Source organism: Chromobacterium vaccinii (genome assembly GCF_001855275.1).
Lineage (GTDB): Bacteria > Pseudomonadota > Gammaproteobacteria > Burkholderiales > Chromobacteriaceae > Chromobacterium > Chromobacterium vaccinii.
In genome coordinates this window covers 1,149,445-1,172,625 of sequence record NZ_CP017707.1, presented here as the reverse complement: position 1 = coordinate 1,172,625, position 23,181 = coordinate 1,149,445, and the positions used below count along the sequence as shown (strand labels likewise).

Here is a 23,181-nt window from a genome sequence, read left to right as displayed (position 1 = left end):
TTCTCCTTATTGTTGCGGGTTCGAGCGTTGCAGCAGCAGCAAGGCGCCTTGGGCGGAGTCGCCGCGCGGCGCGACGAGGCGCTGGCGGAAGCCCGGCGGCAGCCAGTCGCGCAGCGCCTGGCCCAGTCCGCCGCACAAGGCCACCGGCAGTTCGTCCCGCGGGTCCAGCGCGCGGGCGATGGCCCAGGCGTCCTCGCCGGCCTGGCGCAGCAGCGCGTCGGCTTCAGGATCGACGCGGGCGGCGCTCAGCGCCAGCGGCGCCAGCCGGGCGAACTGGGACGGCGTGGCGCGGCCGTTCCAGTTCATCATCGCTTGCCAGTCGCCGCCGACGAATTCCAGCACCGCGCGCGTCAGCGGACTGTGGCTGCGGCGGCCGTCCAGCGCCATCTGGGTGAGTTGGGCGGCGCGCTGGCCCAGCCAGGCCCCGCTGGCTTCGTCGCCGCTGGGATAGCCCCAGCCGCCCACCTCGCGGTGGCTGCCGTCGGAATACAGCGCTTCGCCTATGCTGCCGGTGCCCAGCGCGACGATGATGCCGGGTTGGCCGCCGTGCGCTCCCAGCAGAGTGGTGTAGCCGTCGGTGGCCAGGCGGAGCTCGGCGAAGTCCGGCGCCAGGGCCTTGAATTCGCTCGCCCACTGCTTGTTGTGAACGCCTGACAGGCCCAGGCCCAGCGCGCACTCATGGACGGGCGGCACGGGGAGGCCGGCCTGCTCGAAAGCGTCGTTCAGCGTGGCGCGCACGGCTTGCCAAGCCTTGCCGATGCCCAATGACAGCGCCGAGGCGCAGCCTTCCGACTGGGCCAGCGGAGAGCCGTCTGACGCGTTCAGGCGGATGCGGGTGCCGGTGCCGCCGCCATCCACGCCTATCAGGTATCGGATGCTTGGATTCATCGCTTGCCGGGCTTGCGGCCCGCCTCGTTCGAATGATGACATTTGAATTTTCATCAGTAAAGCATTCGAATTTTATTTCGTCAACTTGATTTATTTAAGTGCCGCTCAATGACAATGGCTTGTTTGGCCGGTGCGTCGCCGTCATACTTCCGTTTCATGAAAAAAACATCATCAGCCGCCGAGCCGCGCACGGTGTCGGGCACCAATCTCGAATACGCCCGCTCGCATAACCGCCGCGCGGTGCTGGAAACCGTGCGCCTGAACGGCCAATTGACCCGGGCGGATCTGGCCAGATTGACCGCGCTGACGCCGCAGACGGTGTCCAATATCGCCGCCGAGCTGCTGGACGCCGGCATGCTGCTGGCAGGCCAGCCTTTGCGCGAGGGCGCGCGCGGACAGCCCGCCATTCCGCTTACCCTCAATCCGGACGGCGCCTACGCGGTGGGGATGCAGCTGGATCACCAGATGCTGGTGGCCTTGGCGCTGGATTTGTCGGGCCGGGTGCGGGCCAGGCTGGAGGCGCCGGTGAGGCATCCGTCGCCGGACGAAGCATTGCCGTTGATCTCGGATCTGCTGCAGCGGCTGAGGCGGGAGTCCGGTCTGGACTGGGGGCGATTGCTGGGCTTGGGCCTGGTGATGCCGGGGCCGTTCGGCGTGGAGGGAATGACCTCGGTGGGGCCGACCACGCTGCCGGGCTGGGAGGGTGTGGACGCGGCGGCGCTGGAGCGGACGCTGGGCCTGCCGGTGCTGCTGGAAAAGGACGCCACCGCGGCGGCGATAGGCGAGCGGCTGTACGGCATGGCCAGCGAGCTGCGCAATTTCGTTTACCTGTTCATCGGCGCCGGGCTGGGCGCCGGACTGTTTCTGGATGGCCGGCTGTACACCGGCGGCCGGCGCAACGCCGGCGAAGTGGGGCACATGATGGTGGTGCCGGCCGGCCGGCCCTGCGATTGCGGCAACCGCGGCTGCCTGGAGCGCTACGTATCGCTGCAGGCGCTGTATGAGGAACTGGGCATCGCCGGCGGCCCGCTCGCCACGCCGGAGCATCTGGCCGCGCGGGGAATCGACGCGGCCGGAGAGCGCTGGCTGGACGCGGCGGCCGGGCCGCTGCGGCAGGCGATCAACATTCTGGAATCCATGCTGGACATCGACGCGGTGGTGCTGGGCGGATTGCTGCCGCCAGTCTGGCAAGAGGCCTTGATGGCGCGGCTGCATCCGTTGCCGCTGTCGGTGCGCAGTAGCAGCGGAGAGCGCGTGCGGCAGGGCAGCGCCGGCCGCGACGTGGTGGCGCTGGGGGCGGCGGCCTTGCTGGTGTTCGACGAATTCAATCCGCAATACGAGGTGTTGCTGAAGGGCGGGCGGCGCTGAGCGCGCGGAATCAGACTGGAGGGCGACGATGGCGATGCGGTTTCTGTTCAATCATCTGGGTTTCGAGCGAAAGGCGGCCAAGCCGATATTGCTGCAGGCGGAGGCCGGCTCGGCGGTGGATGGCGCGGCGGTGCTGGATGCCGCCGGCAAGGTGGTGATGCGCGCGCCCTTGCGGGCGCAGGGCGGCGTGAACGGCTGGGGCGACGATCATTATTGGCGCGCGGATCTCGACGAATTGACCAAGCCCGGGCGCTACCAGCTGTGGCTGGAAGGCAGCTCGCCGCCGCTGGTGTCGGCGCCGTTCGAGGTGGCGGATGGCCTGTACGGGCCGGCGCTGTTGTCGGATCTGGTGTTCTATTTCAAGTCGCAGCGCTGCAGCGGCCTGTACGATCAGGCCGACCGCGCGGCGCCGGAAGAGGGCGGCGACGCGCGGCGCGACGCGCACGGCGGGTGGTTCGACGCTTCCGGCGATTGCTCCAAGTACCTGAGCCACCTGTCCTACGCCAATTATCTGAACCCCCAACAGACGCCGTTGCTGGTCTGGAACCTGATCCAGGCGCGGCAAGCCTTGCCGCAGCAGGGCAAATGGTTCGACGAGCGCCTGGTGGACGAGGCGCTGCATGGCGCCGATTTCCTGCTGCGGATGCAGCATGAGTCGGGCTTCTTTTACCAGACCCTGTTCGATGGCTGGAGCAAGGACGAGGGCCGACGCAGCCTGTGCGCCTATTCCACGCAGCAGGGCGTGCGATCTTCGGCTTTCCAGGCGGGCTGGCGCCAGGGCGGCGGCATGGCGGTGGCGGCGCTGGCGGCGGCGTCGACGCTGCCGCGAGACGGCGAAAGCGAGCGGGCCGAATATCTGGCGGCCGCGCGGAAGGGTTTCGCCCATCTGCGGGAGCATGGCCGCGATTATCTGCCGGACGGCGAGGAAAACCTGATCGACGACTACTGCGCGCTGCTGGCCGCCTGCGAACTGTACGCGGCCTGCGGCGACAGCGGTTACGCCGACGCGGCGGCGGAGCGCGCGGCCGGCTTGCTGGCCCGACAGCATGGCGATGGCTGGTTCTGGCTGGATCGCCGGCAAACCCGCAGTTTCTGTCACGCGTCCGATGCAGGCCTGCCCTATATGGCGCTGGCGCGCTACCTGGAAACCTTGCCGGACGGCCCTTGCGCCGAAGCCGTGGAGCGGGGATGGAAGCTAGGACTGCGAGGCGAGTTGGCCCGCAGCGCGGCGGGCAACCCTTTCGGTTATCCGCGGCAATGGGTGAGGCAGGCGGGCGAGATCGAAGGCGCGCGTTTTTTCATGCCGCAGCGCAATGCCAGCGGCTATTGGTGGCAGGGCGAGAACGCGCGGCTGGGCTCGCTGGCCGCCGCCGCCTGGCGCGGCGCGGCGCGCTGGCCCGAACTGGCCAACAGCCTGGATGCCTACGCCCAGGCCGCTGTGGACTGGGTATTGGGCCGCAATCCATTCGATATTTGCATGTGGCAGGGGCGTGGGAGGAACAATCCGCGTTATGAGCCAGGCTACCACAACGCGCCGGGCGGGGTCTGCAACGGCGTCACCGCCGAGCCGGGAAGGGGCGATGGCATCGCTTTCCTCTTGCCGGAGCAGACCGACATCAGCCAGTCATGGCGCTGGAGCGAGCAGTGGCTGCCCCATGGGGCCTGGCTGATGCTGGCTTTGGCGCGGCGGCAGGCGATAGGCGGGGAATAAGGGGCATGATATCAATCAAATTTTATTGTTTGTTTTTTGATATCAATGTCATTTTTTCTTGGCTTGCTTCACGATAGACGACGCGGCGAGGAGGCCATTGGCATCTAATCGCCGCGATGACAACAGGAAAGGAACCGTGATGAAGTCCAAGATACTGCTTGCCCTGGCGGCAGGCGCGGCTTTTGCAGGAGCCAGTCCGTCCGTTCTGGCCGATTCGAATCAGGATTGCGATACGCGCTTCGCGATCATCGGGCCGGGGTTCAACCAGTTGAACACCAACGCCACCATCAACTACATCGGCGCGGTGTCGCCCAGCCGGCTGTTGATCGCAGGCAACGTCAATGGCTACAAAGTGACCGGCTACATGGACTTGGTGGGTTTCACCGCCAGCGGATCCTGGGGCGACGAGGCGGGCGCGGCAGGCAGCGGCGGCGGAATCACTTCGATCGAAGTGCGCGACAAGGTGATGATCGTGTCCGGACAGGTCAGGCAAGGCGGCCCGTGGGGGCCCATCGGCTACCGGACCGCCCAGATCCAGTTCGCGGGCGACGTGTCGTTCTCCGGAGGCAGCGCCGGTAGTTCCGGCATCTCCAAGATCAATTACATCATTCCCTGGCCGTCCAATGTGACGAATCCCAACAAGGGCCTGCTTCTTGGCGGGACCGTGTTCGACAATCGCGGCCTGCCCAGCGGCAGTTTCCATTCGCCGAGCGCCATGTTGTGCAAGCCTGCGGCGGCCAAGAAATAAGGCGCGGCGCGGACGCAAAAAAACGGCGGGGATTCCCGCCGTTTTTCATTTCAAGCTCAGCCTTATTGCGCGTTGCTGCGCGGACCGCGGTTGCCTTGGTAGCCGCCTTCGCGGCGCTGGCCTTGGTAACCACCTTCGCGGCGATTGCCCTGATAGCCGCCGCGGCTGCCGCCGCCATTGCCGCGACGATCGCCGTAGCCACCCGGCTTGCCGTTGCGACGCGGGCCGCCCTTGGACGGGCGACGGGTCGGCTCCATGCCTTCGATCACGCCTTCGGTAATGGAACGCTTCAGGTATTGCTCGATGCGGCGCACTTTGTGCGACTCTTTCGCTTCCGCCAGAGTGATGGCGGTGCCGTCGCGGCCGGCGCGGCCGGTACGGCCGATGCGGTGCACGTAATCCTCGGCCTGTTTCGGCAGGTCGAAGTTCACCACGTGGGTGATGGTCGGCACGTCGATGCCGCGGGCGGCCACGTCAGTGGCAACCAATACCTTGATGCGGCCGCGACGCAGGTCGTTCAGGGTGCGATTGCGCCAGCTTTGCGGCATGTCGCCGTGCAGGCAGGCGGCGGAGTAGCCCTGATCCGACAGCTTGTCGGCCAGCTCTTCGGTATACGCCTTGGTGGCGGAGAAGATCACGCACTGGTCGAAGCCGGATTCCTTCAGGATGTGATCCAGCAGGCGATGCTTGTGGTTCAGGTCATCCGCGTACAGCAGGTGCTCGTCAATGGTACCGCCGGAGGTTTCGGTGCGGGCGATCTCGATGCGCTGCGGATCGCGGGTCATCTTTTCAGCCATGCGGCCGACGATGCCGTCCAGCGTGGCGGAGAACAGCACGGTCTGACGCGACTCCGGCGTAGCCTTGACGATGGCTTCGATGTCGTCGATGAAACCCATGTCCAGCATGCGGTCGGCTTCGTCCAGCACCAGCATTTCCAGACGGGAAAAATCGATGCGGCCAGAGCGCATGTGGTCCATCAGGCGGCCCGGAGTCGCCACGATCAGATCGATCGGGCGGGACAGGGCGCGAATCTGGAAGCCGAAGGAAGAGCCGCCCACCAGGCAGGCGGTCTTCATCCAGCGCAGGTCCTTGCCATATTCCAGAGCGTTCTTTTCAACTTGCTGCGCCAGTTCGCGGGTCGGGGTCAGCACCAGAACGCGCGGGCCTTGGCCCTTGCCGGTGGAGCGTTCCGACAGCTTGGTCAGCGCAGGCAGCAGGAAAGCGGCGGTCTTGCCGCTACCGGTTTGAGCGGAAACCAGCAGGTCGCGGCCAGCGATGGCGGCCGGGACGGCTTCGGCTTGAACCGAGGTCGGGGAGGTGTAGCCGGCAGCTTCCAGAGCGCGCAGGATGGTCGGGGCGATGCCCAGATCGGAAAAGTTCATGTATATCCTTTCAGGCCGGATGATGCCGGCGTCACTTATAGCCAGATTTCGTGGCGGTTATACGGCGCCTTTGGGCCGCAAATCATCGGCACTAACCTGGCAAGCGGCGAACAGCGGTCCAGTCGAAAGCGACATTATTGCTTGGACGAAGCCTGGTAAAGGGTCAGGGACGATGAAAACACACTCGGGCAGAGGCGTGGTGTGGGTTTGCCCGGTGAAATGACAAGAGGCCGGACTGTACATTAATTACGGAGGCAAGGCAACAGTTTTCTGAAAAATGGCCGGATAAGTATTTGATTGTTTGTGTCTTGATTTGGACTGTCCGCAAAAATAGCCTGCGATCGCCCTGCGCGGGCGCGGCTGGCGAAGCCATCCCTGCTCGCTACACTGGACTATAAGGTAGCGGGCTGGGGGCGGGCGGATGCGGATGGGGCGGAAGTTGGCGGTGTGGCTGTCGCGGCGGGCGGCCGGGGCGGGCGCCGCGCCGGTGTATGCGCTGGCGGTGCTGGCGTGCGCGCTGCCGGCGCTGTTCCTGCCTTGGTGGCTGGGCCGGGCGGGCTTTGATCCGCCGGACTGGCGCGGATGGGCGCTCGGCGCGGAGGTGGGGGTTCTGGCCGCGCTGGCCGGGGCGATGTTCGCCGGCTGGCTGCGGCGCGGCGCGGGCGTGCGCAGCGCCAGCGACTGGGAAATACTGGAAGGCATACGCAACCAGGAGTTTTTCGTCCATTACCAGCCCATCGTCACCGCTGCGGGCGGAGAATGCGTCGGCGCGGAAGTGCTGGCGCGCTGGCGCCATCCGATGCAGGGCAATGTGAGGGCCGACCTGTTCATCCGGGAGGCGACCGAGGCGGGGTTGATCGTGCCGCTGACCCGCTATCTGCTTAAGCGGGCGGCCGGCGAGTTGCGCCAGGTGGCCTTGCCGCCGGGTTTCATCGTCGGCGTCAATATCGCCGGCGAGCATCTGGCGATGCCGGAGCTGGCCGACGATTGCCGGGAAATGCGGGAGATGCTGCAGGCCAAGCAGGCGGCGTTGGTGCTGGAAATTTCGGAGCAGACGCCATTGAGCGAGGCGTCCGGCGCGCACGAGGTGATCCGAAGACTCAAGCGGGAGGGCGTGAAGCTGGCGCTGGACGATTTCGGCTCCGGCTATGCCGACAAGGACTATCTGCGGCGCTGGGGTTTTGATTATCTGAAGGTGGAAAAAGGCTTTGCCTCCGCATTGGGGCAGGACACGCTGCGCGGCAATGTGCTGGACGGCCTGTTGCCGTCGTCCCGCCAGTTGGGCGTGAGCGTGATCGTCAAGGGCGTGGAGACTGCGGGCCAGCGGAACTATCTGAAAGCGAGTGGATTCGAGTTGCTGCAGGGGTTCTATTTCGGCAAGCCGATGGCGCTGAACCACTTCCGGCAGTGGCTGTACGCCGGGGTCATTCAGGACCGGTCGCCGGCGCGGCGAAAGGGCGGCGGCCGTTAGAGGCTTGGAGCGGCTTTGGGGTACGGGTTGGGACATGGGGCCGCGTTTGCTACAATGCGGCCCTTTTTATTTCGAAGGAAGCAGTGGCATGGAATACGCCGTGCAACGCTACGCCGCCACCCGGCCCTGGGCCAAGCGAGTGGGGCAGCTGTATGCCCAGACGGTCCAGGCCGCCGAGGCGCGGGCGCAGATGAAGGATGTGATCAAGCGCGAGTTGGAGCGCGCGGCGCAAGTGTTCGAGATTCCGCAGGCCACCATCGTCTGCGAATTGGCGTTGGCCGAGGCCTGGGGACACTTCGCTCGCCACGGGCGCGTGGTGTCCCATCTGGATGGCGCGTTGGCGGCCGCCTTGGCCCATACCCGGCAGCCGTCGAACCTGCCCGATACACTGAATCTGCCCGCCGCAGCCTTCTTCCTGCATGTGCCGGGCGAGGGCGGGGCCTTCATCGCGCATCAGCCGGAGCGTCGCGCCTTGCTGCTGACAATGGTGCGGATGGGCTTCGCGCCGGATGGCGTCAATTGGCTGCAAGCGGCGGACCAAGTTGAGTTGGCGCGGGTGGAGTATCCGGGCGAGTTGGCGCCGCAGCTGGAAAATGTGGCCGCCGATTGGCAGGGGCTGCTGTCTTCCGTATTGAACGGCCTGGCGATGATGACTCAGCCCAAGCTGGAACTGGCCAAGGGCTGGGAGGCTTCCGCGCCGGCGGAGTGGGTGGCGGACGCCGCGCATCCTTCGTGCGTCAAAACCCGGCGGAAGGCGCGCAGCCAGCTGTTGAAGTCCGGCTTCGGCGAGGTGACTTTCTGCCGGGTGCCGGAGCTGGCCGATGGCACCGAATATGCCAGCCAGGGTTATTGGCGCCGCCAGTCTTTCGGCGCGGACAAGGCGCATTCGCGCCTGGTATGGGTGGCACCGCGCTGAGCTTGGCGAGCAGGCCTTGCCCGGCGGCGCGAAAGCGCTTGCCGAGGAGATGAAACGCCCGGTTGAGCCGGGCGTTTTTTTGGGCGCCGATTGCGCGGGCGTCAGTACTCGTTGAGCAAGGTGCGGATCAGCTCGCGCATCTTGTCCATGTCGAAAGGCTTCTGGCAGCAGGCGGCGATGCCGGCCTCCTCCAGGTCATCCTTGCCGATATTGTCGCTGTCGCTGGTTATCATCATCACCGGCGTGTCCGGCTGGAGGCCGCTGCTGCGGACGTGGCGGGCGAAGTCCAGTCCATCCATGCCCGGCATGTGGTAGTCGGTGATGATGAGCTTGAATGGCTCCTGCTCCAGGTAGGGTATGGCCGCTTCGCTGCTGGCCGCCTCGCAGAAATGCTCGAAGCCCAGCTTCTCCAGCACCTGGCGGATGTGGTGGCGCGAAGTGCTGCTGTCGTCGACGATGAGCACGTTCATCAGCGCCATGTCGGAGTCGACCTCGGCGCCCAGGCTGGGGCAGTTGAGAAAACTCATCACCGACTGCATCGCCAGATCGAACTCCTCGGGTGTGAACGGCTTGGGCAGCATGGCCAGGCTGCCGGCCTGGCGTATCGTTTCCAGTCTTTCCGGATTGGTTTCGCTGGAGATCAGGATGAAGGGCAGGTCGTACAGATCATCGCTTTCGCGCAGCTCGCGGACCAGCTCCGCGCCCGTGATGTCGGGCAGGTGGTAGGCGCTGATGATCAGGTTCGGCCGCCTTTGCCGGGCCTGCTCTATCAGCTCGCGGCCGGAAGGGTGGACTTCTATCTGGGCGGCGCCCATCGCCTCCAGCGCCTTGGTGATGATTTGCGCCTGCACCTGGGAGGGTTCGGCCAATGAGATCAGCAGTTGTTCCAAAGCCAGCATCGCTCTGCTCCGACATTCTACTTATTTACATTATTGTCGGTTTGGCACGATTTGGGTGGGCCGGCAAGCAAAATCCTCAAATAGCTTGATGCGGATGGGGGCGGCAAGTTTTGCCGCCGCTCGCGCCGCGCCCGGCCGGCAAACTTGCCGCTTGAAGCCTAATCGGCGTGAAAACTTGGCTTTGCGCGGCTTTCAAGCACTGGCACACTTCGTGCTTTAGCGTAGGCCAGCGAGGAGATTGCCCAATGCTAGACAAAATTGCCCACTATTTCGATTTTCAGCAGCGCGCGCTGAATTTGCAGGCCTATCGCGCCGAAGTGATAGGCAGCAACATCGCTAACGCTGAAACGCCGTATTACAAGGCGGTGGATTTCGATTTCAAGTCCGCGCTGCAGGCGCAGGTGGACAAGCAGGGGCAACTGAAACTGGCCCAGACCGACGCGCGCCACATCGCCAATCAGGCCGGCGAAGGCTCCGGCACGCCGCTGCAGTACCGCAGCGCGGTGCAGCCCAGCCTGGACGGCAACACGGTCGACATGGACGTGGAGCGCGGCGCTTTCGCCGACAACGCCTTGCAGTATCAGACCACGCTGGCCTTCCTCAACAAGAAGATCAGCGGCCTGAGCTCGGCGATCCAGGGCAGCGGCACGGGAGGCTGATTGAATGTCACTGTCTAATCTCTTCAATATTTCAGGTTCGGCGTTGTCGGCGCAATCGATGCGGCTCAACGTGGTGGCCAGCAATCTGGCCAATGCCGAAAGCGCCACCAGTTCGACCGGCCAGCCTTACAAGGGGCGCCACGTGGTGTTCACCGCGATTCCGGTGGACAACGCCCAGCCGCAAGTGGCCGGCGTGCGCGTGACGTCGGTGGTGGAAGACCAGTCGCCGCCGAGGCTGAAGTACGAACCGGGCAACCCGCTGGCCGACGAGCGCGGCTACGTGACCATGCCCAACGTCAACGTGGTGGAGGAGATGGCCGACATGATCGCCGCCTCTCGCGCCTACCAGAACAACGTTGAAATGATGAACACCGCCAAGACGCTGCTGCAAAAGACGCTGCAGCTCGGCCAATAAACCAGGTAAAGGGTGACGCCATGACTACCGCAGCGACCAACAGCACCACCGGCAACGCGTTCAATTTCAACTCGCTGAACAGCCAGGCCACGCCAGGCAGCAGCGGTGTTCAGACGGCCAATGGTTCGGGCACTGGCGGCTCCTTGTCCACCACCAGCGCGCAAAGCCTGCAGAACAACTTCCTGACCTTGCTGACCGCGCAGCTGAACGCGCAGGATCCGCTGAATCCGATGGACAACAGCCAGCTGACCAGCCAGATGGCCCAGATCAGCCAGGTGGCCGGCCTGCAGACGCTGAACCAGACCATGCAGCAAATGGTGTCGGCGCAGAGCGCCACCCAGTCGCTGATGGCCTCCAGCATGATAGGCAAGAACGTGATGGTGGCCGGCAACGCGCTGACCGCGCCGGCCGCCGGCCAGACGACGCAGGCGGGCGTGCTGTTGAACGGACCCGCCGCCTCGGTGCAGGTCAATGTGCTGGATCAGAACGGCAATGTGGTGGATACGGTGCCGCTGCAAAATCCGGGCAAGGGGCTGACGACCTTCAGCTGGGACGGCAAGGATGCCAACAACAACCAGTTGCCGGCCGGCGGCAGTTATACCTTCCAGGTCAAGGTGGCGCAGGCCAGTTCGTCCGGCAACACCACCGCCACGGCTTACAACACCCAGCAGGTCCAGGCGGTATCCTGGGCAAACGGTTCGCCGATGCTGGTGCTGCCGGGCAACAACCTGGTGCCGTTGTCCAATGTCGCGCAGATGTCCTGAAGCACTCTGCCTAAATAAAGCTTGATGAGGAGCAGTTGAGATGGGCTTTCAACAAGGTCTGAGTGGTCTGAACGCGGCGTCCGTGCAATTGGACACCATAGGCAACAACGTGGCCAACGCCAATACCGTCGGCTTCAAGAGCTCGCGCACCGAGTTCGCCGATCTCTACGGCAACAGCCTGTACGGCATCACCGCGACCACGCCGGGCATCGGCACCCAGGTGCAGGCGGTGACCCAGAACATGGGTAACGGCAATCTGGACTCTACCGGCCGCAGCCTGGACTTGGCGATCAACAATGCCGGTTTCTTCATCATGGGTTTGCCCAACGGCACGCAGGCGTATACCCGCAACGGCCAGTTCCAGGTCAATAGCCAAGGTTACTTGGTCAACACCGCCGGCAATTTTGTCCAGGGCTGGACGGCGAATTCGAGCGGGAGCGTTTCCCAAGGGCCGGTCGGCAATCTGCAATTGACGACCACGTCCATCGCTCCGCACGCCACCACCAAGCTGAGCATGCCGGTGCAGCTGAACTCCAATCAGAAAACGCCTACCGGCTCGCCGCTCAACAATCCGGCGGACCCCACGTCGTATAACTGGCCGAATACCGTGCAGGTGTTCGACAGCCTGGGCAATCCGCACCAGATGGTGTTCTATTACTCGCTGACGTCGTCTGCCGCTACCGGCAACACCTGGACGGTCAATACCTACGTCGATGGCAAACCAACGACTACGACTGGCGGCGGAGCAAGCTTCACATTGAATTTCGACACCAGCGGCAACCTGACCCCCGCCCCCTTCACGCCGGTGCCGATCACGTTCACCACCACGCCGGTGAACGGCTCGGCGATCCCTCAGACCGTGACCGTCGATTTCACCAACTCTGTGCAGAACAATCAGCAGTTCGGCACCTTGTCGCCGCAGATTCAGGACGGCACCGCGCCGGGCACGCTGCAGGGCGTGAACATCTCGGCCAACGGCCTGATTCAGGCCAGCTTCTCCAATAGCCAGACCAAGACAATCGGCCAGATAGCCCTGGCCACCTTCGTCAATCCGCAGGGGATGCAGGATATCGGCGGCAATATGTGGTCTCAGACCGGCAATTCCGGTTCGCCGACGGTCAATAATCCGGGCGCTGGCAATGCCGGCACCTTGTCGTCCGGGCAGGTGGAGGATTCCAACGTCAACCTGACCAACGAGCTGGTGAACATGATCACCGCGCAGCGCTACTATCAGGCCAACGCGCAGACGATCAAGACGCAGGACACGCTGATCCAAACCTTGTTGAACATCTAAGCGGCGGATTGAAGCATGGATAGAGTGCTGTACCTCGCGATGACCGGCGCCAAGCATGAGGCTTGGCAGCAGGCGACTACCGCGAACAATCTGGCCAACGTCAACACCAATGCCTTCAAGGCGGATCTGGCGGCATATCGGGCGCTGCCGGTGATCGGCGACGGCGCGCCGACCCGGACCTATGTCGTCGACAACACCATCGGCTTCGACGCCAGCCAGGGCGCGCTGCAACATACCGGCAACCCGTCCGATTTCGCGCTTGGCTCGCCGGGCTTCTTCGCGGTGCAGGGCGCGGACGGGCAAGAATCGTATACCCGCGACGGCGGTTATGTGCTGGACGCCAATGGCTTGATGCACACCCGCACCGGTCTTGTCATCATGGGCGATGGCGGCCCGATCACGGTGCCGGCGGGAACCCAGGTTCAGCTGGGCCAGGACGGCTCGGTGATGGCGGCGCCGCTGACCGGCGCCAATCGCGCGCCGCAGCTGGTGGGGCAGATCAAGATGGTCAATCCCGGGCCCAAGGATGTGTACAAGGGCGAGGACGGCCTGTTTCACGTCAACGGCGGCGGCACGCTGCCGGCCAGCGCCGACGTCAAGCTGGTGCCGGAAACGCTGGAAGCTTCCAATGTCAATTCGGTGGAGGCGCTGGTGCAGATGATCTCCCATGGCCGCCAGTACGAACTCAATATCAAGATGATGCAAACCTCGCAGCAGAACGATCAGCAGGCTGCGCAGTTGCTGTCCATGAGCTGATGCCGGGACAGAAGAAAGAACAAGGTAAAACGCCATGATGCGCGCACTGTATATCGCCAAGACCGGCATGGATGCCAGCCAGTTTCAACTGGACGTGGTGTCCAACAACTTGGCCAACGTCAATACCATAGGCTTCAAGCGCAGCCGCGGCATATTTGAAGAGCTGTATTACCAGACTCTGCGCCAGCCTGGCGGGCAGCTCGCCAACGGCAGCACTTTGCCATCCGGGCTGCAGATCGGCACCGGCGCCGCAGCTGTGGCGTCCACTCGCATACATGCGCAGGGAATTCCAACCCAGACCGGCCAGCCGCTGGACATGCAGATCGACGGCGACGGCTTTTTCCGCGTCCAGCTACCCAACGGCACCACCGCGTACACCCGCGACGGCGAGTTCCAGCGCAATGCCAACGGCGACGTGGTGACGGCGATGGGGTATCCGATGAACCCCAATATCAATATTCCGGCCAATGCGACGCAGATCACCGTGTCGACGGCCGGAGTCGTGCAGTACACGCTGCCCGGCGCCACCGCGCCGCAGACGGCGGGCACGATTCTGCTGACCACCTTCATCAATCCCCAGGGCCTGGAGAGCACGGGCGGCAACCTGTATCTGCAGACCGCGGCTTCCGGCGATCCGCAGGACGGCGACGCTCAAACCGACAACCGGGGTTCGATCCGGTCCGGTTTTCTGGAAATGTCCAACGTCAACGTGACCGAGGAACTGGTCAATATGATCACCGCTCAGCGCTCGTTCGAGATGAATTCGCGCGCGGTGACCACCGCCGACCAGATGCTGCAAAAATTGAGCAATCTGTAACGATGGGCCGAGCGCGGCCGGCATGATGGGAGTGGGGCGATGAAAACCAATCTGGCGATTTTGCTGTCCGGGGCGGCTTTGCTGACGGGGTGCGTGGTGCAGGAGCCGCCGCTGGTGCAGGGCCCGACCACGGCGCGGCCGCAGCCGCGCTCGGTGGGCTTGCCGGCCAATGGCGCCATCTTCCAGGCGGCCAGCTACCGGCCGATGTTCCAGGATGCGATGCCGGTGCAGGTGGGCGATACGCTGCAGGTCACGATTCAGGAGAATTCTTCCACGTCGCAGTCTGAACAGACCACCGACACCCGCACCTCCGGGCTGACGTCCAGCATCACGGCGGGGGTGAAGATCCCCTTCCTGCCGAGCGGTTTGGCCAGCGGCCTGGGCGGCACCAACTTCAACAGCTCGGGCACCGCCAACAATACCGGCAAGGGCAACAATCAGGTCGCCACCACCTTCGTCAGCTCCATCACCGTGACGGTGATCGACATGCTGGCCAACGGCAACCTGGTGGTCAGCGGCGAGAAGCAGGTGCGCATCAACAGCGACACCGAGTCCATCCGCCTGTCCGGCGTGGTCAATCCGCGCGATGTCTCTCCGGATCGCACGGTATCGTCGCTGAAAGTGGCGGATGCGCGCATCGAACAGCAAACCAAGGGCAATAACCGGCTGTACAACGAGCCCGGCTGGTTGTCCAAGATTTTCATGTCGCTGCTGCCGATTTGAGCGCGGCGAGGGATGGGATGATGAAGAAATGGATCGTGCTGGCCAGCTTGTTGCTGGCCTCGCTGCCGGCCCTGTCGGCGCAGCGTTTGAAGGATATCGCCAATATCGGCGGCGTGCGCCCCAACCAGTTGATCGGCTATGGTCTGGTGGTGGGTCTGGACGGCAGTGGCGACAAGGTGACTTCCTCGCCGTTCACCGGCCAGGCGATGACCAATATGCTGAACCAGCTGGGCGTGCAGGTTCCGCCGGGCACCAAGATCGATCCCAAGAACGTGGCCGCGGTGACGCTGACCGCCACCTTGCCGCCGTTCGCCAAACGCGGGCAGGCGATCGACATCACCGCGTCGTCGATCGGCGACGCCAAGAGCCTGCGCGGCGGCACGCTGCTGCTGTCGCCCTTGAAGGGCGCCGACGGCCAGATCTACGCGATGGCCCAGGGCAATGTCGTGGTGGGCGGCGCGGGCGCGTCGGCCGGCGGCAGCTCCACCCAGATCAATCAGTTGAGCGTGGGCCGCATTCCGGGCGGCGCCACAGTGGAGCGGGAAGTGCAGACCGCGCTGGGCGACGGCGAATTCATTCATCTGGAGCTGCAGGAGGCGGACTTCACCACCGCCAACCGCGCGGTGCAGGCCATCAACAAAGTGTTCGGCTCGGATACCGCTCGCGCGGTGGATGGCCGGCTGATCGAGGTTAGGGCGCCGTTCGACAGCAATCAGCGCGTGCAATTCCTGTCGCGGATGGAAAATATTGCCGTCGATCCGGCAGATCTTTCCCCGCTGGTCATCATCAATGCCCGCACCGGCTCCATCGTGATGAACCAGGCGGTGACGCTGAGCTCCTGCGCGGTATCGCACGGCAATCTGTCCGTCACCGTCAACAACACGCCGCAGGTGAGCCAGCCCAACCCCCTGTCAGGCGGCAAGACCGTCGTCACCAATCAGGCTGAAATCACCATCAACAGCACCAGCGGCAAGGTGGTGGGCCTGAAGGGCGGGGCCAACCTGTCCCAGGTGGTAAACGCGCTCAACGCGTTGGGCGCCACGCCGCAGGATCTGATTTCCATCTTGCAGGCAATGAAATCGGCGGGTTCGCTGAAGGCCGACTTGCAGATTATTTGAATCTGGCGCGACTGTGGCATGATTGTTGCTTTTTACGCGGCGAGGAGTGATTGATGACCGCTAAATTCCAGTCTGTTCTGCCGCAGGACGCGCTCAGCCACCAGTTGGCGATAGACCCGAGCCATCTGCGCAGCCTGCGCGCCAAGGCCGCTTCGGATCCAAAGGCCGCCGCGCGGGAGACTGCCGCACAGTTCGAGTCGCTGCTGATGGGCAATATGCTGAAAGCCATGCGCGAAACCAAGTTCGACGATTCGGACCAGTCCAACAGTATGGACACCTTTCGCGGCTTGTCCGACCAGCAGATGATCCAGGCGATGAGTGCCAACGGCGGATTGGGGCTGGGGGACATGATCTACCGCCAGATCGCCAAGCAGTCGGGCTTCAGCCCGGATGAAGGCAAGACCGCGCTGGCGCATCGGCAGGCGGGTCCCGCGTTGATGGTTCAACCGGCTGGGCAGCGCATGCTGCAGGCTTACCGGAGCGCGCAGTCCGAGGCTGACGGCGCGGTGGCCAGCCTGGTCCAGCCGCCCGCGCCGCAAACGGCGGGAGGCGGCAAGAGTTTCGCCAACAGTTTGTTGCCGCATGCCCGCGGGGCGGCGCAGCAACTGGGCGTGGCGCCCGAGTGCGTGGTGGCCCACGCGGCTCTGGAGAGCGGCTGGGGCAAGCGCACGATACGCAACGGCGATGGCTCGGACAGCCACAACCTGTTCGGCATCAAGGCCGGTTCTGACTGGCAAGGCAAGACCACTACGGTCATGACCACCGAGTACGTGGGCGGCGCGCCTCAGAAACGGATGGAAACCTTCCGTTCCTATGGCTCTTACGCCGAGGCGTTTTCCGATTACGCCAAAGTGCTCAAGGGTTCCTCGCGTTACAAGAACGTGTTGAACCAGGGGCAGAACATGTATGGCTTTGCCCAGGGGCTGCAGGCAGGCGGTTACGCCACCGATCCGCGCTATGCGCGCAAGCTGGTGGACGTGGCGGCGAGTCTGGCGCAACAAGTCGCCAAAGCTTGATCAAGTTTTGGCGCAAACAGCCGATAAGGACGGCAGGATAGGGGATAATCATGGCAATCGTCGGAGCAGACATATTCAGCATCGGCCTGAGCGGCCTCAACGTCGCTCAGAACGCGTTGTCGGTGACGAGCAACAACATCTCCAATGCGGCCACGCCGGGTTACAACGTCGAATACCTGACCCAGGCAAACCGCCAACCGCAGAATGCCGGCTTCGGCTTTCTGGGGCAGGGCGTGGACGCCACCAATGTGCTGCGCACCTATAGCCAGTTCCTGTCCACCCAGGTGCAGAGCGCGCAAGCCAACAGCAGCTTTTATTCTTCCCAGCTGCAGCAGTTGAACCAGATCAACAATACCATCGCCAACTCGACCCAGAGCCCGAATCCGGCCATACAGTCCTTCTTCGGCGCGTTGCAGACGCTGTCGCAGCAGCCGGCATCGCTGCCTGTCCGCCAGAACGTGCTGAGCATGGCGCAGGCGCTGGCCACGTCGATGACCTCGATGAACAACCAACTGGTGCAAATGCAGCAGGGGATCAACGGCCAGATCGACACCACGGTGCAGAGCATCAACGCCCTGGGCCAGCAGATCGCCGATCTGAACCAGAAGATCGGTTCCGCGACCGGCGGCAACGCCTCCGCTCCCCAGGCGCAGCCCAACGGGCTGCTGGACGCGCGCGATCAGGCGGTGCTGCAGCTGAACAAGCTGGTGGGCGCGACGGTTTCCATCGCCAGCGACGGCTCCTATACGGTCAATATCGGCAGCGGCCAGACGCTGGTGATCGGCGGCACGGTCAATCAACTGACCACTCAGGCCGATCCCAACAACAACACCAATCGCCAGGTCGGTTTCGTCAATCCGGCCGGCGGCGCTCCTGTCATTTTGCCCAATAGCGTGTTGGGCAGCGGCCAGCTGGGCGGGCTGCTCAATTTCCGCGACGGCGCGCTGTTGCAGACGCAAACCCAGCTGGGCACGCTGGCGATCAATTTCTCGGCGGCGATGAATTACCAGAACTCGTTGGGGCTGGATTACAACGCGCAGCCCGGCGGGCCGATTTTCCAGGACTTGTCGTCCTATGCCGCCAAGCCGCAATACGCGGCGGGGCAGTTCCAGGTGCTGATGGGAGACCCGAAGGCGCTGGCCACCGCCTCCAATCTGGTGCCGACAGGCACCGCGGGCGGCACCAGCGGCGTGACGATGACCGGCGTGTGGTCTTCCTTGCCCGGCACCTACGCCGGCAGCATCAATGGCTCGCCTCCGACCTTGCCGTTTCCGACAAACGCGACGCACCCGTCCAGCGGCATGACCAATATGACGATAACGGCATCGGGCACCGCACCGGTGACGATGACCGCGACCATCACCGGCACGAATGGCGGCGGCCCTTACAATGTGGTGGCCAACACCGCTCAGCCCAACAGCTACAAATTGCAGACCACGGCAGTGCCGCCGGTCGATGTCGGCATCGGCTTCCAGCTGTCCGGCTCGCCGGACCTCGGCCAGAGCTTCACCGTGGGGCCCGCGACGGTTGGCGCGCCTAATTTGAAGGCGTCGGGCGACAACAGCAATCTGCTGCAATTGACCGCCCAGCAGAATCTCAACCTGGTCAATAATCAGTCGTACCAGGTTTATTACACCTCCATGGTGGCTTCGGTGGGCAACCAGGGTTTCGCCGTCGGACAGATGAATTCCGGCGCGCAAAAAACGCTGGAGCAGGCCACCACCAACAACTCGAATTATTCCGGCGTGAATCTGGATCAGGAGGCCGCCAATCTGATCAAATACCAGCAGTCCTATCAGGCCTGCAGCAAGGTGATACAGATTGCGCAGAGCACCTTTTCCAGCATTCTGGGCATCATGTCCTGAAGCCATTATTTGAAGGAGAGCGGCGATGCGCATCAGCTCAACAACGCTATATCAGTCGGGCGTGAACAATATGTCGAACCTGCAGGCACAGCTGGTTCAGGTGAACACGCAGATCGACTACCAGAAGCGCGTGGTCACGCCATCGGACGATCCCGTCGCCGCCGCGCGAATCGAGTTGCTGAACACTTCCAGCGGCCAGAATACGCAGTACAAGGCGAATACCCAGGCAGTGGACAGCTGGCTGTCGTATTCCGATACCTCGCTGAAGAGCGCGATCGACCTGATGGGTTCGTTGAAGAGCCAGGCGATCTATGCCGGAAGCGGCGCTTTGTCGACCACGCAGCTGCAGGCGATTCAAAAAACGGTCAAGGAAGGGCTGTCCGAGTTGGTTGGCTATGCCAATGCGACCGACGGCAACGGCAGCTATTTGTTCAGCGGCAATCAGATCAACACCGCGCCCTTCGCGCTGGATTTGTCGAACAACCCGCCGACCATCGCCTACAACGGCGACGATGGCCAGCGCAGCGTGCAGGTCAGCTCCTCGCGGATCATGGCGATTTCCGATCCGGGCAATACGGTGTTCGGTTCGCTGGCAAGCGGCGGCAGCCCCACTGCTGCTTTCGATTCGGTGATCAATCTGTACAACCTGCTGGGTCAGAATCCCAAGCCGGCCAATTTTTCGACGCAGATAAACACCATCATCAACCAGATGAGCGACGCGACCCAGCAGATGAGCATCGGTTTGGCGTCGGTGGGCGCGCGCGAGCAGGAAAATTCAAATCTGCAGAGCATGAGCGACAACTTGAATCTGCAATACAACTCCGGCATCGGCGACTTGCAGAACCTGGACATGGCTCAGGCGATTTCCCAGTTCACCCTGACTCAGACCTCGCTGCAGTACACGCAGAAGACCTATGCCCAGGTCGCGCAGCTGTCGCTGTTCAATTACATTTCCGGCTGATGCGCCTTTTGGACGAAAACGGGCCGCATTGCGGCCCGTTTTCTTTTGCGCATTCCGACTCGCTCAGCCCAGGCTGGCGGGTTCCACCACGATGCCGGCGCGCAGTCCCGGCTTGACCGCAGGGTTGGGGAACAGGATGCGCTCTTCGCCGCCGCAGGCCACATAGCGGACATCGCCGTCCTCGGCGATCAGCATGCCATCCGGCAGTACTGTGAAATTTTCGACGTCGTCCGCAAGGTGCAGACGGAAAGCCTCGCTGAGTTTGACCAGATCGTATTTGGCGCGGAACAGGGGCAGCGGCGCCTGCTGCGCGCCGCTGGCGGCTGGTTCGGCCGATAGCAGCGCGCGCAGCGCCCGGTTTATGCCGGAGAAGCGCGACAGGTCGTTCTGGCCGAATGGGCGCGCCTTGCCAAGCTCCAGCGTGAAGGCGTCCGCTCCGCAGCGATGGCTGGTGTGATAGCTGAAGGTATTGGCCGGCTGGCTGTGCAGCAGCACGGCCTCGACTCCGCATTGTTGCAGCCAGGCCAGTTGCTCGCGATTGTGCGCGCGTTCATGAATGAAGGGGTAGATCGCGAATTTTTCGAACGCCGAGCCGCGGATGGCGGTGTGAAGGTCGTAATGCAGGAGCCGGCCGCGAGAAGGCGCGAAAAAGGCTTCGGCCACGCTTTCCAGTTCTGCGGCCCGCGCCGACTCGGGCCATTCGGTTTGCTTGGCATGGGCGCCGTTGAACAGGCGGTTCATGTCGTAGCCGCCGTAGCGCACGCCCTGCCGGATGGCGTCCAGGTTGGCGAACATCACCAGCAGGCGGCAGCGCAGCGCCAGCCGGCCTGCTGCGATGTCGCTCAGCATGCCGTCCACCACTTCGATGGGCGCGGTCTCGTTGCCGTGCACGCCGCAGGACAGCAATACAGAGTCGGCATCGACGGCGCCGCCATTCAGCTCCACGCAGCCAGGGGCAAGCCAGCGGGCCTTCAGGCCGCCGGGCAGCGGCCATTCTGCGAGTGCGGGTGGCGTGGCGAGCGCGTGCTGCAGGAAGGAGGGCGTGTGCGTCATGGCGTGGCGGTTCGATGGCAGTGGGTGATGCCCGATTGTAATCGCGGCCTGTTCTCCGGTCATGTCGCGGCGCGGCAGCGGGGTGGAAAGAGTGTTGCGAATCTGGTTGAAAAGCTTGTCGTTTGCGAAAAAACAGGCATGCTTGAGGAGGGCGCGGATGGTGCCCGATGTCATGGCTGGGCCGGGTCCGCGCGCGCAATCCTTTGTTTTGCTTGCCTTGATTTTTCCAGCTGGAGGATGCTGTTTGGGAGCGGCGGCGGAAAACGATTCGGACGAGTGCGAACGAGTGCATTTTTTTACTTGTCAATCAGCGAGATGTTGTTACAATCCGCGCTCGTTTGCGCTATGCAACAACTGACAATTCATTCTGTTTCGCTCCGACATCCCAGGCCCACATAAAAGCTGTAGAGCCCGAAAGCCGTGCACTAAGGAGCGGGGTTATCCATCATAAGTTCTGAGAGGAAAACTCATGGCTTGGTCTGTGGCTGATAGCCGGAGCCTGTACGGCATCCGGCATTGGGGGGCTGGTTATTTCGATGTGGGCGACAACGGCAATATCGTCGTGCGTCCCAATGTGCGCCAGCGTAAGGAAATCGATCTGTATCGCCTGGTGAGCGATCTGGGCGGCAAAGGCCTGGATCTGCCCCTTCTGGTCCGTTTTCCGGACATTCTGCAGGATCGCGTGACCCGCCTGTGCGGCGCCTTCGACAAGGCCATCGCCGAACAAGGCTACGGCAACCGCTATACCGCCATCTACCCGATCAAGGTCAACCAGCAGGAAGCGGTGGTCAAGAGCATCATCGCGACCCAGGACGTGTCCATCGGCCTGGAAGCCGGCTCCAAGCCGGAGCTGATGGCGGTGCTGGCTTTGGCGCCCAAGGGCTGCACCATTGTCTGCAACGGTTACAAGGACCGCGAATTCATCCGCCTCGCGCTGATCGGCGAGCGTCTGGGCCACCAGGTGTTCATCGTGATCGAGAAGGAGTCCGAGGTCGAGCTGGTGATCGAGGAATCCCGCAAGCTGGAAGTGCGCCCGAACATCGGCCTGCGCGTGCGCTTGTCGTCGCTGGCGTCCAGCAAGTGGTCCGACACCGGCGGCGAGAAGGGCAAGTTCGGCCTGTCCGCCGGCCAGCTGATCTCGGCCACCGACAAGCTGATCGAGGCCGGCCTGGGCGACTGCGTGCGCCTGATGCACTTCCACATGGGCTCGCAGATCGCCAATATCGCCGATTACCGCCTGGGTTTCCGCGAAGCGATCCGCTATTTCGCCGAATTGCGCGCGCTGGGCCTGCCGGTCGACCATGTCGACGTCGGCGGCGGCCTGGGCGTCGATTACGACGGCACCCATTCGCGCAACGACAGCTCGATCAACTACGACATGGACGAATACGCCCACGTGATCGTGTCCATGTTGTCCGAATTCTGCGGCGAAAATGGCATTCCGCATCCGCGCATCCTGTCCGAGTCCGGCCGCGCGATGACCGCCCACCACGCGGTGCTGCTGATGAACGTGACCGACGTCGAGCGTCTGCCCGATACGGTGGAGCCGATCGAGAACGCGGAAGAGCTGTCGCTGCCGCTGCGCAAGCTGGTGGAGCTGGCCAGCCTCAACGATGAAGAGCTGGTCACCGAAATCTACTACCGCGCCAGCCATTGTGTGTCGGAAGTGAGCGACATGTACGCCGAAGGCCGGTTGTCGCTGAAGGAAAAAGCGCTGGCTGAGGAAGTCCACGCCACGCTGTGCCGCCGTCTGCACACCCAGCTGCAGGCCAGCCAGCGTTCGCAGCGCCAGGTGTACGACGAGCTGACCGACCGCCTGGCCGACAAGTACTTCTGCAACTTCTCGGTATTCCAGAGCCTGCCGGATACCTGGGCCATCGACCAAGTGCTGCCCATCATGCCGGTGCATCGCCTGGCCGAGCAGCCGACCCGCCGCGCGGTGCTGCAGGATCTGACCTGCGACTCAGACGGCAAGCTGAAGCAGTATGTGGATCAGCAGAGCATCGAGTCCAGCATGTCGGTGCATGAGGTGAAGCAGGGCGACGAGTACCTGATCGCGGTGTTCCTGGTGGGCGCCTACCAGGAAATCCTGGGCGACATGCACAATCTGTTCGGCGATACCGACTCGGTCAATGTCTACGTGCGCGAAGGCGGCGAGCTGGAGGTTTCCGGCATCGAGGAGCACGACACCATCGAAGACATGCTGCGCTACGTGCACCTGTCGCCGGAGGATCTGCTCAACCGCTACGAGGCCAAGACCCGCGAGTGCGATCTGAATCCGGAAGAGCGCAGCCTGTACTTCGCCGAGTTCTGCCGCGGTCTGAAGCAGTCGTCGTATCTGGCGGTTTGATCTACGC

General features: G+C 63.5%; 21 protein-coding genes. 17 read left to right on the top strand and 4 right to left on the bottom strand.

Going from position 1 to position 23,181, the window contains the following annotated elements; translation table 11 throughout:
• Positions 1 to 6: 6 nt before the first annotated feature.
• Entirely contained in the window at positions 7 to 888 is an 882-nt protein-coding gene (locus tag BKX93_RS05160) for a glucosamine kinase nucleotide-binding domain-containing protein (protein ID WP_070979009.1), read from the bottom strand.
• Between the two features lie 156 nt (positions 889 to 1,044).
• Here BKX93_RS05160 and BKX93_RS05155 point away from each other — a divergent pair, with 156 nt between their 5' ends.
• From BKX93_RS05155 to BKX93_RS05145, 3 genes are all read left to right on the top strand, one after another.
• Positions 1,045 to 2,256 carry an ROK family transcriptional regulator gene (locus BKX93_RS05155; RefSeq protein WP_070979007.1) on the top strand — a complete coding sequence of 404 codons (1,212 nt, stop codon included), beginning with the start codon at positions 1,045 to 1,047 and terminating at the stop codon, positions 2,254 to 2,256.
• A gap of 28 nt (positions 2,257 to 2,284) precedes the next feature.
• Positions 2,285 to 3,967 carry a glycoside hydrolase family 9 protein gene (locus BKX93_RS05150; RefSeq protein ID WP_244887243.1) on the top strand — a complete coding sequence of 561 codons (1,683 nt, stop codon included), beginning with the start codon at positions 2,285 to 2,287 and terminating at the stop codon, positions 3,965 to 3,967.
• A 139-nt stretch (positions 3,968 to 4,106) separates the two neighbouring features.
• Positions 4,107 to 4,715, top strand: coding sequence for a hypothetical protein (locus tag BKX93_RS05145; protein WP_046156614.1), 609 nt, complete (start codon positions 4,107 to 4,109; stop codon positions 4,713 to 4,715).
• A gap of 62 nt (positions 4,716 to 4,777) precedes the next feature.
• Here the strand turns inward: BKX93_RS05145 and BKX93_RS05140 are convergent, their stop codons facing one another.
• On the bottom strand, positions 4,778 to 6,097 hold the full coding sequence (locus BKX93_RS05140) for a DEAD/DEAH box helicase (protein ID WP_046167514.1): 1,320 nt from the start codon (positions 6,095 to 6,097) through the stop codon (positions 4,778 to 4,780).
• Positions 6,098 to 6,524: 427 nt separating this feature from the next.
• On the opposite strand from BKX93_RS05140, the gene BKX93_RS05135 reads away from it, so the two are divergent.
• A complete protein-coding gene (locus tag BKX93_RS05135) occupies positions 6,525 to 7,568 on the top strand; it encodes an EAL domain-containing protein (RefSeq protein WP_052717482.1) in 1,044 nt (347 codons plus the stop codon).
• Between the two features lie 88 nt (positions 7,569 to 7,656).
• Complete coding sequence (locus BKX93_RS05130) at positions 7,657 to 8,484, top strand: hypothetical protein (protein WP_070979005.1); 828 nt, start codon at positions 7,657 to 7,659, stop codon at positions 8,482 to 8,484.
• A 101-nt stretch (positions 8,485 to 8,585) separates the two neighbouring features.
• On the opposite strand, the gene BKX93_RS05125 is transcribed toward BKX93_RS05130, so the two are convergent.
• Complete coding sequence (locus BKX93_RS05125) at positions 8,586 to 9,383, bottom strand: response regulator (RefSeq protein ID WP_052729223.1); 798 nt, start codon at positions 9,381 to 9,383, stop codon at positions 8,586 to 8,588.
• A gap of 245 nt (positions 9,384 to 9,628) precedes the next feature.
• Between BKX93_RS05125 and flgB the strand changes: the two genes are divergently transcribed.
• The 11 genes from flgB to flgL are packed head-to-tail and all read left to right on the top strand — an operon-like array spanning position 9,629 to position 19,771.
• Positions 9,629 to 10,042, top strand: coding sequence for a flagellar basal body rod protein FlgB (gene flgB / locus BKX93_RS05120; RefSeq protein ID WP_046156616.1), 414 nt, complete (start codon positions 9,629 to 9,631; stop codon positions 10,040 to 10,042).
• A 4-nt stretch (positions 10,043 to 10,046) separates the two neighbouring features.
• The gene (gene flgC / locus BKX93_RS05115) at positions 10,047 to 10,457 is read left to right on the top strand and encodes a flagellar basal body rod protein FlgC (RefSeq protein WP_021477269.1); all 411 of its coding nucleotides are present in this window, start codon (positions 10,047 to 10,049) and stop codon (positions 10,455 to 10,457) included.
• A gap of 20 nt (positions 10,458 to 10,477) precedes the next feature.
• Positions 10,478 to 11,221, top strand: coding sequence for a flagellar hook assembly protein FlgD (locus BKX93_RS05110; protein ID WP_052717484.1), 744 nt, complete (start codon positions 10,478 to 10,480; stop codon positions 11,219 to 11,221).
• A gap of 40 nt (positions 11,222 to 11,261) precedes the next feature.
• Positions 11,262 to 12,515, top strand: coding sequence for a flagellar hook protein FlgE (gene flgE, locus BKX93_RS05105; RefSeq protein ID WP_046156617.1), 1,254 nt, complete (start codon positions 11,262 to 11,264; stop codon positions 12,513 to 12,515).
• A gap of 15 nt (positions 12,516 to 12,530) precedes the next feature.
• Positions 12,531 to 13,271, top strand: a complete 741-nt coding sequence (locus tag BKX93_RS05100; RefSeq protein WP_046167516.1) for a flagellar basal body rod protein FlgF — start codon at positions 12,531 to 12,533, stop codon at positions 13,269 to 13,271.
• Between the two features lie 34 nt (positions 13,272 to 13,305).
• Positions 13,306 to 14,088, top strand: a complete 783-nt coding sequence (flgG, locus tag BKX93_RS05095; RefSeq protein WP_046156619.1) for a flagellar basal-body rod protein FlgG — start codon at positions 13,306 to 13,308, stop codon at positions 14,086 to 14,088.
• Between the two features lie 39 nt (positions 14,089 to 14,127).
• Complete coding sequence (locus BKX93_RS05090) at positions 14,128 to 14,811, top strand: flagellar basal body L-ring protein FlgH (RefSeq protein ID WP_046156620.1); 684 nt, start codon at positions 14,128 to 14,130, stop codon at positions 14,809 to 14,811.
• Between the two features lie 20 nt (positions 14,812 to 14,831).
• On the top strand, positions 14,832 to 15,929 hold the full coding sequence (locus BKX93_RS05085) for a flagellar basal body P-ring protein FlgI (RefSeq protein ID WP_031296417.1): 1,098 nt from the start codon (positions 14,832 to 14,834) through the stop codon (positions 15,927 to 15,929).
• A gap of 53 nt (positions 15,930 to 15,982) precedes the next feature.
• Complete coding sequence (flgJ, locus tag BKX93_RS05080; protein WP_070979003.1) at positions 15,983 to 16,945, top strand: flagellar assembly peptidoglycan hydrolase FlgJ; 963 nt, start codon at positions 15,983 to 15,985, stop codon at positions 16,943 to 16,945.
• 50 nt (positions 16,946 to 16,995) lie between these two features.
• Positions 16,996 to 18,810 carry a flagellar hook-associated protein FlgK gene (gene flgK / locus BKX93_RS05075; RefSeq protein ID WP_046156622.1) on the top strand — a complete coding sequence of 605 codons (1,815 nt, stop codon included), beginning with the start codon at positions 16,996 to 16,998 and terminating at the stop codon, positions 18,808 to 18,810.
• A gap of 25 nt (positions 18,811 to 18,835) precedes the next feature.
• A complete protein-coding gene (gene flgL / locus BKX93_RS05070; protein ID WP_046167518.1) occupies positions 18,836 to 19,771 on the top strand; it encodes a flagellar hook-associated protein FlgL in 936 nt (311 codons plus the stop codon).
• 63 nt (positions 19,772 to 19,834) lie between these two features.
• Here the strand turns inward: flgL and astE are convergent, their stop codons facing one another.
• On the bottom strand, positions 19,835 to 20,824 hold the full coding sequence (gene astE, locus BKX93_RS05065) for a succinylglutamate desuccinylase (protein ID WP_046167531.1): 990 nt from the start codon (positions 20,822 to 20,824) through the stop codon (positions 19,835 to 19,837).
• Between the two features lie 469 nt (positions 20,825 to 21,293).
• Between astE and speA the strand changes: the two genes are divergently transcribed.
• Entirely contained in the window at positions 21,294 to 23,174 is a 1,881-nt protein-coding gene (gene speA, locus BKX93_RS05060) for an arginine decarboxylase (protein WP_070979002.1), read from the top strand.
• The last annotated feature ends 7 nt before the right edge of the window (positions 23,175 to 23,181 follow it).